Genomic DNA, 12081 nt, shown 5'->3' with positions numbered 1-12081 from the left:
CGCCGTCCATTCAGGACACTAGCGATCCAGGCCGGCCACCCGCCACCCCGTCCACGGCACACCGCCGCAGAAGCTGACCGCCCGCTGCCGGCCTCAGCCCGCGGCGTCACCGGACCGACCTGTGCCGGTCCCGGAACGCAGGCCGCACCACGCGATGCCGCGCCGCACGCGGCACGCCAGGAAGAAGGGCGGTCACGATATCGAGATCCGCCACCCTGATGCCGACGTGGTCGAAGAGCCGTCTCCTCCTACGGCACGGGCTCCAGCACGACGACGGGGATCTGGCGGGTGGTCTTCCGCTCGTAGTCGGCGAAACCCGGGTACGCGGCCTTCTGCGCGTCCCAGATCCTCTCCCGCTCCTCCCCCGTGGCGACCCTGGCGACCAGCTCGACCGTGTCCGTACCGATCTCCGCTCGGACCCGCGGGTGGACGAGCAGGTTGTGGTACCAGTCGGGATTGGTGGGTGCACCGGCCTTGGAGGCGAACACGGCGTACCCGCCGTCCACCTCCTGGTACATCATCGGGTTCACCCGGGGCTGACCGCTCTTGGCACCGACGGTGTGCAACAGCAGCAGCGGAGCACCGGCGAACTGGCCGCCCACCTGCCCACCGTTCGCACGGAACTCGGAAATTATCCTGTCGTTCCAGTCACTCACTGGCCACTCCTCGCCCCGGCCGGCCGCCTTCTGCACCACCATCCTGTCAGCTCCCGCCGTGCGAGACGACCTGACCGTCTGCCGGTGTGCAGGCTGTTCGCCCACACCAGCGCCACCACCCGATGAGCGTGACCGTCACCGACGGGCTTCGAGTGGCGGCGCGCGTCCATCCCGTCCGGGCAGGAGAGCCTCGGCCCAACGGCTCCCGAGCACCCACCGAGCACCGGGCCACCGGAGCGGCACCGAGAAAGGCCCTGACCTGGGGCGAAACCCCAGGTCAGGGCCTTGTCGCTAGCGCGCCGCCAGGGCTCGAAACCAGGACCGCTCAGCGCCGGCGCGCCGAAGCGGGGCTTCCTGGCCGGCGCGGTGCCGGACGGCGGGGGCCGGCCGGCCGGGCGGGTGCCACCAGGTGCCACAGGGAGGCCCACTGGTGGGCGGTCAGGTCCTTGGGCAGGTGCTGCGGCCCCACCCGGTTGGCCCGTTGCCAGTCCTGCTGGTCCTTGCGGGCGATCCGCCCGGTCCGCTGAAGGATCTCCGGCAATCCGTGCCCCTTGCCGGTGAACACCAGCCGGACGAATTCCTGGTAACCCCTCCGGTCGTCGACCAGCGGGGTCCCACGACGGACCATGGAGAACAGCCCGCCGTCGACGGAAGGGACAGGACGGAAGGCGCGGGCCGGAACCCGGGAGTGCAGTTCGAAGTCGTACCAGGGCCACCAGCTCGCGGTCAGCAGCGTCGCGCCGCCGACGCCGGCCCGCCTGCGGGCCACCTCCCACTGCACCAGCAGCACCGCCGTGTGCCAGTGGTCCGCGGCGAGGAGAGCCCGCACGATGGGGGTGGTCACGTGGAAGGGGATGTTCCCGACGACCACGTGCGGATACTGGGGGAACCGGAAGCTCAGGACGTCCGCGCAGACCACGGTGACGTTGTCGGGTGTCTGCCGGCTGAGCCGCTTGGAACGCTTGGAGTCGATCTCCACTGCGGTCAACTCCCTTCCCTGCCGGCTCAGGGGTAGGGTCAGCGCGCCGTCGCCGGCGCCGATCTCCACGATAGGGCCGTCGGTCCGGGCGACGAGCTCGACGAAATCGTCGATCACCGAGCGGTCGACCAGGAAATTCTGGCCGAATTCATGTCGCCCGGCGTGCTGGATGTAGGGCATGTGCGTGCTCCGCGAATATCGTTCGGAGCCGGTCGGCAGGGAACGCCGCACCGGCAGTGACCCGATGGGCGGCGACACTCATCAAGAGGAGCGATGGTCCGCCGCTATGCGCGGCGGAGCCTCATGAAGCACACAACAGCCATGACGGGCACTATACCCGACGACTGAAACGACGGTGCGGGCCACCGGGAACTGGCTTTCTTCGGCCTTGGCCACCCGCTCTCACCAGTCGATCTCCATCAGCGGAGGAAACCCCGTCGGTCCCCCCAGCCGTCGGCGACGTCGGTCTCCATCTGGTTCAGCCGCGCGGTCACCGCCTGGTCGAATCCGTCCAGGAAGTATTCGTCGCCAGGCTTCGCCACCACCGATCCGCCGCTGGTCACGAACGTCTCCACCACCTGCGCCAATGTCGTGCCGGGAGATACCGTGCCGATGCGATAGCGGTCGGCACCGGCCAGGCCCGGAAACGCCGCCTCCCGGTAGAGGTAGACGTCACCGAGGATATCCACCTGCACCGACACCTGCGGGTGGGCCGCGGGGCGCATCGTCTCCGGCCGGATACGCACGAGCTCCACGTCGCTTCCCGTCATCAGGCTGTGCAGGGCGTAGCCGTAGTCGATGTGCAGGGTCGGCGTCCGCTCCATTGCCCTCTCCCGGAACCGGTGCAGCTCGGCCTGGAGCTCGGCGCGCTCCTCCGGGGAGAGCTTCCCGTCCGGCCGCCCGCTGTAGTCCTCCCGCAGGTTGATGTAGTCCAGCGGGCGGTCCGGTGCCGCCTCGTTGAGCTCGGCGACGAAGTCGATCAGCGCGCTCAGCCGCCCGGCGCGGCCGGGCAGGACGATGTAGCTGAGGCCGAGCCGCACCGGCTCGCCCCGCTCGGCACGCAGCTGCTGGAACCGCGTGAGGTTCGCCCGTACCCGGGTGAAGGCCCCCTGCTTGCCGGTGGTCGCCCGGTATTCCTCGTCGTTCAACCCGTACAGCGACGTGCGGATGGCGTGCAGGCTCCACAATCCCCGCTCACCCTTGAGCTTCTGCTCCGTGAGGGCGAACGAGTTGGTGTAGAGGATGATCCGAAATCCCCGCTCGGCCGCCCGGCTGACCAGTGCACCGAGCCCGGGGTTGGTGAGTGGCTCGAGGCCACCGGAGACGTACATCGCGTCGCGGTTGTGCGCGGGAACCTCGTCGATGACAGAGGCGAACATGGCGTTCCCGTCGTCCAGCGCCGAGGCCTGGTAGCGGGCCCCGGTGACCCTTACGCAGAAGTGACAGCGGAACATGCACGTGGGGCCCGGGTAGAGCCCGACGAGATGCGGAAACGTCGGCCTCCTGTCGAGCACGGCGTCGAAGACGCCGGCCCTTTCGAGGCCGAGCACCGTGTTGGTCCAGTAGCGACCGGACGGTCCGTTCTCCACTGCGGTGCGCAACCCGGGAATCCGGGCGAACAGGTCCAGCAGCCGCCCGAACCCGGCCCGGTCCAGGCCGATTTCGCGGCGGGCCTGCTCAAGCGGCAGGAAAGGGGTGGTCCCGTAGATGCGTGCCAATGCCACCAACCCCTGGGCGGCGGCCCCGATCTCTGCCGGCGGCACGATTCCTGAGCCGGCGACCTCGTCGTACAGCACGCGCGCCGCCGCGGTCGGGTCGCTGCCGGGGACAGCGCAGGTCGCCACGGGATTCGAGGCGGAGATCTCCATGGTCACGGGCCCTCCCACACGTCCGTCCGGTGCCGTTCGGTCAACCGGGTGCCACCACGCTCTGTCCGTCGGGCCCGGGCCGCTGTTGCCACCGAGCGGTCAATTCGAATCCCCGGGAGACCGCCAACCGCACGATGTTGCACACCCTGCGGATGTCTTCCCGGGAGATGGCGGAGCCGGTCGGCAGCGCCAGGACGCGCGCCGAGAGCCGCTCGGTGTGCGGCAGCTGGAACTGCTGCCGGGACCGGTAGGGCTCCAATTGGTGACAGGCCGGCGAGAAGTAGCGCTGCGCCACGACGTTCTCGGCCCGGAGCAGGTCGACGAGCAGGTCGCGGTGCAACCCGGTGACGTCCGGGTCGATCTCGACGATCACGTACTGGTAGTTGTGCCGCTCCTCGGGGACGAAGTCGATCACGCTGAGGCCGGGAATCCGGGCCAGCTCCCCGCAGTACTGCTCGTAGTTGGCCTGGTTGTGGCGGGCCACCTCGGGGAACGCGTCGAGCGAGGTGAGCCCCATGGCGGCGGACGCCTCGCTCATCTTCGCGTTGGTGCCGCCGGCCGCGCTGGGGCTGTGCAGGCCGAAGCCGAAGTTCGCCAGGGAGCGGACGCGGTGGGCGAGGTCGTCGTCGTCGGTGACGATCGCCCCGCCCTCGAAGGCGTTGACGACCTTCGTCGCGTGGAAGCTGAACACCTCGGCGTGGCCGAACCGCCCCACCGGTCGACCCTGTGAGGTGCACCCGATGGCGTGGGCGGCGTCGAAGAACAGGCGCAGGCCCGCGTCGGCGGTCACCTTCTCCAGCGCGTCGACGTCGCAGGGCCGGCCCCACAGGTGGACGCCGAAGACCGCCGACGTGCGTGGCGTGATGGCCGCGGCGACCGCCACGTGGTCGAGGCATCCGGTGCGCGGGTCGATGTCGCAGAAGACCGGGTCCAGCCCGAGCCAGCGCACCGCGTGCGCGGTCGCGGCGAAGGTGAGCGATGGCATGATCACCTCACCGGTCAGCTCCGTGGCGTGCGCGAGCAGCTGGAGGGCCACCGTGGCGTTGCACGTCGCCACGCAGTTGCCGACCCCGACCATGTCGGCGACCCGCTCCTCGAACTCCCGTGCCAGCGGCCCGTTGTTGGTCAACCACTCGTTGTCGAGCGCCCAGGACAGCCGGTCGAACAGCCTGGCCCGATCGATCCGGTTGGGGCGCCCGACGTGGATCTGCTGGAGAAAGCTGGCGTGTCCTCCGAAGAGTGCCAGATCCCCGAGATCTCGCTTCATCGTCTGCCTCCCTCTACGGGCCACAGCTTCGCCAGCTCCGGATGCCGCCCGGGAGGCGGCGACGCTCAGGTCCTGGCGTACGCGCTGAGCTCGGCGGCCAGGTCGGGGGCCACCCGCGCCCGCAGCAGGGTGCCGTCGGCCGTGTGCTCCTCGGCCAGCACGTCGCCGTCGGCGTGCACCCGGGCCACGAGGCTGCCCGCGACGTACGGGATCAGGACGTCGACCTGGACCTCCCGGTGCGGCAGCGCGGCCTCCAGCAACTGCCGAAGCGTGTCGATGCCCTGACCGGTGCGGGCCGAGACGACGACGTGGTGCGGCTCGGCCTCCGCCAACGCGGCCAGGGCGGCCGGGGTGGCGGCGTCGGCCTTGTTGATCACGACGAGTTCGGGCACTCCCGCCGCGTCCACGTCCCGGATGACCGCGCGCACCGAGGCGAGCTGCTCCAGCGGGGCGGGGTGGGCACCGTCCACCACGTGCAGCAGGAGGTCGGCCTCGGCCACCTCTTCCAGGGTGGAGCGGAACGCCTCCACCAGGTGGTGCGGCAGGTGCCGGACGAATCCGACGGTGTCGGTGATCGTGTAGCTGCGCCCGCTCGGGGTGGTGGCCCGGCGCACCGTCGGGTCGAGGGTGGCGAACAGCGCGTTCTGCACCAGCACGCTCGCGCCAGTGAGCCGGTTGAGCAGCGAGGACTTGCCGGCATTGGTGTAACCGGCGATCGCGACCGACGGGACGCTGTTGCGCCGCCGATCGCGGCGCTTGAGTTCGCGGCCGGACTTCATCTCCGCGATCTCCCGTCGGAGCCGGGCCATCCTCTCGTGGATGCGCCGCCGGTCGGTCTCGATCTTGGTCTCGCCGGGTCCCCGGGTGGCCATGCCACCGCCGCCGGCGCCTCCGCCCATCTGCCGGGAGAGCGACTGGCCCCAGCCGCGCAGCCGCGGCAGCATGTACTGCATCTGTGCCAGGGCCACCTGCGCCTTCCCCTCGCGGGACGTGGCGTGCTGGGCGAAGATGTCGAGGATCAGCGCGGTGCGGTCCACCACCTTGGCGTCGACGACCTCTTCGAGGCGTACCAGTTGGGCGGGGCTCAGCTCACCGTCGCAGATCACCGTGTCGGCCCCCACCTCCTGGACGATGTCCCGCAACTCCCGCGCCTTGCCGGAGCCGATGTACGTCGCCGGGTCGGGCCGGTCGCGGCGCTGGATCACCCCGTCGAGCACCACGGCTCCCGCGGTCTCGGCGAGTGCCGCCAACTCGGCGAGGGACCGTTCGGCCTCGTCGGCGGTGCCCGAGGTCCACACGCCGACCAGGACGACGCGCTCCAGCCGCACCTGCCGGTACTCGACCTCCGTGACGTCGGCCCTCTCGGTCGACAGCCCGGCGACCCGCCGCAGGGCGGCCCGGTCGAGCCGTCGACCGTCGGCCTCGGCGTCGACCCCGAGGTCGGCGTGGGCGTCGTCCATCAGGGCGTCGGCCTTCGCCGGATGCGGGGAATGGTGCGCTGCGGAGGTCATCTGGGTCCTTTGCCGGGGGGATGCCAATCTCGTTGGAAGGCTTCCGGTCCCTTGCAGGCTTCCGGATGGCGGCGCGGGAAGCGAGGTTCGCCGGTCACACACTTCGCCGCGGCCGAAGCCGCGATGTGTGCGGGCGTCACCGGGTCGCCGGCCCGCGCCCGACCGCCACGGACACGCACCGGCGGGGCCGCGGTGGGTGCGGGATCGCCGTCGTCGCCAAGTGTGTTTCCGACGCACCTGGGCAAGGCAGGCGTCGCCGGGCGATGGTGGGACCGGGGGGCCGGGTCTGCCGTGATCAGCACATCGTCCCGCCGCAGGAGGGGAGTGATGGTGCCGACGCTCGACGTCCGCGAGGAGGTGACCGCGGCAAGGTCCGATCCGGACGCCGTGTCCCGGTTCTGCGCCGCCCTGCTGGCCTCGTTGCCCCGCGCCGACCAGCGACGCAAGGGCGAGCTGTACGTCCGGGGGCTGCTGACCGCCTCCGGCCGCAAGACCATGCGCAACCTGGCCGCCATCGCCGACGATCCGGCGGCGGCACAGAGCATGCACCACTTCATCAGTTGCTCCACCTGGGAGTGGGAGACCGTCCGTGCCGCGCTCGCCGGCCACCTGGACCGGACGCTGTCGCCCCGGGCCTGGGTGGTGCGGTCGATGCTGGTGCCGAAGACCGGCCGGCACTCGGTCGGCGTGGAACGCCGGTACGTGCCGGCGCTGGGCGAGACGGTCAACAGCCAGCAGAGCTACGGCCTCTGGCTGGCCTCGGAGACCGTCGCCGCGCCGATCAACTGGCAGTTGTCCATCGGTAAGGGTTGGCTCCAGGACAACCGCGCCCGCGCGAGCGTACCGGCGGACGAGGACGGCACGACCAGCGACGGCGCGGCGGTGCAGGCGGTGCTGAAGGCCGCGGCCTGGGGGATCGGCCCTCGCCCGGTCGTCATGGACGCCCGGCACTCGGCGCTGCCCCCGCTGATCGAGGCGTTCACCACGGCGGGTCTGCCCTTCCTGCTGCGGATCAGCAGCGGCTGCACCCTGTTGGCCACCGGGCCCGGCCCGCGCGAGAACCGGGTCGCGGCGGCCTCCGCCGAGCACCTGCTCAGCCTGACGCGGGCCCAGCGCCGTCCGGTGGAGTGGATCGACCCGGCCAGCCCCGGCGCACGGCGCACCAGCCTGGTCGCACCGCTACAGGTCTATTGGCCGGGCCTGTCCGGTGCCCGCCCGCCCGGTCCGCCCGCCCCGGCCCCGCCGGGGGCGGCGCGCGCCGCCGCGCCCGGGCTGCCCCTGACACTGCTCGGCAAGTGGCAGACCTACGAGCGCGGCGTACGGCAGATGTGGCTGACCAACATGACCGACGCCGGGTACGGCCCACTGCTGCGGTTGAGCAAGCTCACCCGGCGGGTCGAGACCGACTTCTCCCAGGTCAGCCTCGACGTCGGCATCCAAGACTTCGAGGGTCGGTCATACCAAGGCTGGCACCGGCACGTCACCTTGGCGTCCGTGGCGCACGCCCTGCGGATGCTGGAGGGCGGTGCCGCCGGGTAGGCCGCGCGGGCTGGTCCGGCTCCTGCGATGAGCCCGGATAGCCCCGTTCCTGGCAGAGCAGGCCACGGATCCGGTGCAGGCGCAGAGCAAGCTGCGTGTCGAGGGCCCGGTCCGGCTGCCGCCAGTCCCGGCCGAGCAGCTGGGAGATGCGGTCCAGCCGGCGGGACACGGTGTTCGGATGCAGATGCAGCATCTCCGCCGCCCGGGTACGGCTGCCCGCCGAGTCGAAGTAGGTCTGGAGGGTCTCCCTGAGATTCGTGAGCCGGCGCGCGTCGTAGCTCAGCACGGGTCCGATGACCCGGTCGACGAAACCGGTGACGTCGTGGCCGCCGGCGACCAGCAGTCCGAGGAAGCCCAGGTCCCGTGAGCAGGCCGCCCGCCCCTTCGCGTCCAGCGCGGCCAGGGCGTCGACGCACCGGGCCGCCTCCTGGTAGGCGCGGCTGACCGAGTCCGCCGTGCGCACCGGTCCGGCGCCTCCGGCCGTGACCGGTAGGCCGAGCAGCCCGCTCAGTTCCCGCGTCACGTCCCGGGCCCGGGCCCCCGGGTCGTCACCGGGCAGCAGCAGCACCGCCTGGCCGTCCCGGATGGCCTTCATGCCGTTCAGGCCGTGGGCGACGGAGACCGCCCGTTCGAACACCCGGGGCGAGGTGGCGCCCTCGGGGCGGGCGACCACGACGACGTAGGGTCGGTCGAATTCGACAGGTGTGTACCGCCGGCGCTTCCCGCCCCGTTCCAGGTCCGGCCACGGGCCGAGCAGGTCCTCCAGGAGCCCGTCGCCCGGCTCGCCTTGGCTCCCGCCGTTCCTGGTCATCAGCAGCGCCACGGTCTGCGCGACCGCCGGCAGGGCCGCCATCCGCTCGTCGTCGGACGGCTCGTCGGCGTGGAACAACACACAGCCGAGGTCACCGGCGCGGGCCGCCAGGGGCACCACCCAGGAACCGGTGGTCAGGCGGCCGGGCCGGCCGGTGGCGTGGGCGTTCAGCCGCACCCGGGCCAGTTCCCGCTCGTTCGGGACAGGGATCTCACCGGCCGCCGCCAGCACGCCGTTGGCCCGGTCACGCACGTGCAGGGCGCCGCCCAGTCGCCGCACGGCGCTGCCCACCAGGTCGTCGAGTTCGCCGCCGTCGAGGATGAGCTGGACGAGTTCGGGTTGCAGGCTGTCGGCCATGCGGACCGCGTTCAGCTCGGCTCGGGCCCTGGCCGCCTCCTGCTGGGCCTGCTTGAGTTCGGCCCACGTGTCGTCGAGCAGCATGATCCGCTCCACGGCCGTCGCCGCGAGGTCGGCGAGCAGGCGCAGCGACGCGACCTCGTCCGGGGCGAAGTGGCGGACCTGCCGGTGGCCGACGTGCAGGTTGCCCAGGTGCCGGCCCTCGACGCTCAGAACCACGGACAGCACCGCGTGCAGCCCTTCCGCGCGGACCAGGCCGTCGGCGGCCGGATGTCGTTCGAGGCGCTCGTCGGCGAGGTGGTCCGCCGTCCAGGAGAGCGGCTCGCGCGGCGCGGCGGCCACGACCAGCCCGTCGCGCCAGGGCAGCCGGTAGCCGCTGGTCAGCGCGGTGGCCGCCCCGACGGCCGAGGCGACGTAGGACTCGCCGGCCGCGTCGTCGACGAGGCTGACGAACGCCACGTCCCCGGCGAGCAGCAGTTGGGTCCGCCGCACCACCAGTTGCAGCCCGGCCTCCAGGTTCGTCGCCCCGGCGAGGTCACGGGCGGTGTCGACGAGGGCGGCCAGCTCCGCCTGCCGCTGACACCGCCTCCCGATGACCTCTCGAAGCTCCAACGCGAGTCGCTTGGCGATCATGACCCGGTCGAGCGTCGCCTGGTCCACTCCGTCCCGGTGCGCCTGGTGCACCAGTTCCTCGTACTGCGGTAAGGGTGCCTCCCTGGCCAGAAGCTCGAAGAATCGGAGTTCGTGGTCCCGCGGGGGAATGCTGGTGCCAGTCATACGTCCAACCACCTCGCACACAACGAATAGAGGATTCAGGGGGGTCGATGGCTACATAAGACTATCGATATGTCCACAGTAACCTGCACACCCTGCAACTACTCGCAGTAAGAATTGCTTCCGCCCGGTAACACCCGGTTCGCCCGCATGCCAGCCGCCGCGCCCGGGGCGGCAAAGGCGGCCCGTCAGGCCGGCACCCGGAAGCGGTTGATCGCGGCAAGATGGCGTTCCCGCAGCTCCGGGTTCCGGACCCCGAGCCCCTCGCGCGGCGCGAGCGCGAGCACGCCGACCTTGCCCTGGTGCAGGTTGTGATGGACGTCGTAGACCGCCTGGCCGACCTCCTCCAGCGGGTAGCAGCGGGACAGCGTCGGGTGGATCTTGCCCTTGACCACCAACCGGTTGGCTTCCCACGCCTCCCGGTAATTGGCGAAGTGCGTGCCGACGATGCGCTTCAGGGACATCCACAGGTAACGGTTGTCGTAGACGTGCTCGAAACCGCTCGTCGAGGCGCAGGTGACCACGGTGCCTCCTTTGCGGGTCACGTAGACCGAGGCGCCGAACGTCTCCCGGCCGGGGTGCTCGAAGACGATGTCGACGTCCTCGCCTCCGGTCAGCTCCCGAATGCGTGCGCCGAAGCGCTTCCACTCCCGGGGATTCTGGGTGCGCTCGTCGGACCAGAAGCGGTAATCCTCGGCGACCCGGTCGATGACGGCCTCGGCGCCCATCCGACGGCAGATGTCGGCCTTGCGCGGGCTGGAGACCACGCAGACGGGATTGGCCCCGCCGGCCAGCACGAGTTGGGTGGCGAACGCGCCGAGACCGCCGCTGGCCCCCCAGACGAGGACGTTGTCGCCCTGCTTCATCCGGGCCCCGTTGCCGGAGACCAGCTGGCGGTAGGCGGTGGAGTTGACCAGTCCCGGCGCGGCGGCCTCCTCCCAGGTCAGGTGGTCGGGTTTGGGCATCAGCTGGTTCGCCTTGACCAACGCGATCTCGGCGAGGCCGCCGAAGTTGGTCTCGAAGCCCCAGATCCGCTGTTCCGGGTCGAGCATCGTGTCGCCGTGGCCGTCGGCGGACTCCAGCTCCACCGAGAGGCAGTGCGCCACGACCTCGTCACCCGGCCGCCAGCGGTTGACGCCGGGCCCGACCCTCAGCACCACGCCGGCCAGGTCCGAGCCGAGGACGTGGTACGGCAGGTCGTGCCGCCGAGCCAGCTCGGAGAGCCGGCCGTAGCGCTCCAGGAAGCCGAAGGTGGGCAGCGGCTCGAACAGCGACGACCAGACCGTGTTGTAGTTGACCGAGCTGGCCAGGACCGCGACGAGGGCCTCCCCGGGGCCCAGCTCGGGCACCGGCACCTCCTCCGTGTGCAACGACTTGCGCGGGTCCTTCTCCTGGCGGGGAAGGCCCAGGAACATCCCCGTCTCGTCCTTGTGCACCGTCACGGCCCGGTAGGAGGAGGGCAGCGGCAGGGCCGCCAGCTCCCGCGCGTCGGTCTCCTGGGCGAGGATCGCGTCGAGTATCCGGTTCAGCTCGGGGGTGTCTGGCATCTGTTCCTCCAGCGGGTCGGGGGCGCGGGTCGGGGGCGCACCGGCAACGGGTCGTCAGGGGTGGACGCCGACGAACAGGCCGCGGCCGGACGGGCCGGGCGTCAGGTACTCCGTCGTGAAACCCGCCCGGGCGAAGGCACGTTCGTAGTCGGACCGTTCGAAGAGGGTGATCAGGTGGCTCTCGTCGAAGTGCCGGACTCCCCCTCCGGAACTGGCCACGAGGTAGTGCACGGTGATCCGGGTCGCGCCGCCCTCGCGTACCGAGTGGGAGACCCGGGAGATGGTGCGGCCGTCGACCTCCACCAGGCTCGCGCCCACGTACCCGGGGGTGAAGGTCTCCGGGAACCACCACGGCTCGACGATCGCCACTCCCCCGGGGGACAGGTGCGCGGCGAACCGGGCCAGGGTCGCGTCCAGCTCGGCCGTGGTGGCCAGGTGGCCCACCGAACTGAACATGCAGGTGATGACGTCGTAGCGGTGCCCCAGGTCGAAGGTCCGCATGTCGCCGAGGTGCAGGGCCGCCCCGGGGTTTCGCTGCTGGGCGATGCTCAGCATGTCCGGTGCCAGCTCGATGCCGCCCACGTCGTCGAAGAGGCCCGCCAGGTGCCGCAGGTGCAGCCCCGTGCCGCACGCCACGTCCAGCAGCGTCCGGGCGTGCGGCCGACGGGCCCGGGCCAGTGCCTCCAGCTCCGCCGCCTCCGCCGCGTAGTCCTTGCCCTTGCCCTGGTAGATCAGGTCGTAGACCTCGGCGATGGCGTCCGCGTACATCATG

General features: G+C 71.3%; 9 protein-coding genes. 1 reads left to right on the top strand and 8 read right to left on the bottom strand.

Annotated elements, in window-relative coordinates:
• Positions 1 to 248 precede the first annotated feature (248 nt).
• The 5 genes from O7628_RS18835 to hflX form a co-directional block, all read right to left on the bottom strand.
• Positions 249 to 656, bottom strand: a complete 408-nt coding sequence (locus O7628_RS18835) for a nitroreductase family deazaflavin-dependent oxidoreductase (RefSeq protein ID WP_278132353.1) — start codon at positions 654 to 656, stop codon at positions 249 to 251.
• A gap of 325 nt (positions 657 to 981) precedes the next feature.
• A complete protein-coding gene (gene erm / locus O7628_RS18830) occupies positions 982 to 1815 on the bottom strand; it encodes a 23S ribosomal RNA methyltransferase Erm (RefSeq protein ID WP_278132351.1) in 834 nt (277 codons plus the stop codon).
• A 239-nt stretch (positions 1816 to 2054) separates the two neighbouring features.
• Positions 2055 to 3503 carry a dTDP-4-amino-4,6-dideoxy-D-glucose ammonia-lyase gene (gene desII / locus O7628_RS18825; RefSeq protein WP_278132349.1) on the bottom strand — a complete coding sequence of 483 codons (1449 nt, stop codon included), beginning with the start codon at positions 3501 to 3503 and terminating at the stop codon, positions 2055 to 2057.
• Positions 3504 to 3543: 40 nt separating this feature from the next.
• Positions 3544 to 4770: a dTDP-4-dehydro-6-deoxyglucose aminotransferase gene (locus tag O7628_RS18820; protein WP_278132346.1), complete on the bottom strand. Its 1227-nt coding sequence runs from the start codon at positions 4768 to 4770 to the stop codon at positions 3544 to 3546.
• A gap of 65 nt (positions 4771 to 4835) precedes the next feature.
• On the bottom strand, positions 4836 to 6230 hold the full coding sequence (gene hflX / locus O7628_RS18815; protein WP_278136351.1) for a GTPase HflX: 1395 nt from the start codon (positions 6228 to 6230) through the stop codon (positions 4836 to 4838).
• Between the two features lie 378 nt (positions 6231 to 6608).
• On the opposite strand from hflX, the gene O7628_RS18810 reads away from it, so the two are divergent.
• Positions 6609 to 7820: a transposase gene (locus O7628_RS18810; RefSeq protein ID WP_278132344.1), complete on the top strand. Its 1212-nt coding sequence runs from the start codon at positions 6609 to 6611 to the stop codon at positions 7818 to 7820.
• Here O7628_RS18810 and O7628_RS18805 read toward each other — a convergent pair.
• From O7628_RS18805 to O7628_RS18795, 3 genes are all read right to left on the bottom strand, one after another.
• Entirely contained in the window at positions 7762 to 9765 is a 2004-nt protein-coding gene (locus O7628_RS18805; RefSeq protein ID WP_278132342.1) for a helix-turn-helix domain-containing protein, read from the bottom strand. The two genes, O7628_RS18810 and O7628_RS18805, sit on opposite strands and share 59 nt — an antisense overlap.
• 185 nt (positions 9766 to 9950) lie before the next feature.
• Positions 9951 to 11291 carry a crotonyl-CoA carboxylase/reductase gene (ccrA, locus tag O7628_RS18800; RefSeq protein WP_278136350.1) on the bottom strand — a complete coding sequence of 447 codons (1341 nt, stop codon included), beginning with the start codon at positions 11289 to 11291 and terminating at the stop codon, positions 9951 to 9953.
• 72 nt (positions 11292 to 11363) lie between these two features.
• Positions 11364 to 12080 carry a class I SAM-dependent methyltransferase gene (locus tag O7628_RS18795; protein WP_278132340.1) on the bottom strand — a complete coding sequence of 239 codons (717 nt, stop codon included), beginning with the start codon at positions 12078 to 12080 and terminating at the stop codon, positions 11364 to 11366.
• Position 12081 lies beyond the last annotated feature (1 nt).

The sequence above is a fragment of the Micromonospora sp. WMMD956 genome (genome assembly GCF_029626125.1).
In the GTDB taxonomy this organism is placed as follows: Bacteria; Actinomycetota; Actinomycetes; order Mycobacteriales; family Micromonosporaceae; genus Micromonospora; species Micromonospora carbonacea.
Note: the sequence above shows the minus strand (reverse complement) of the source record. Positions and strands in the feature narration are given on the sequence as shown.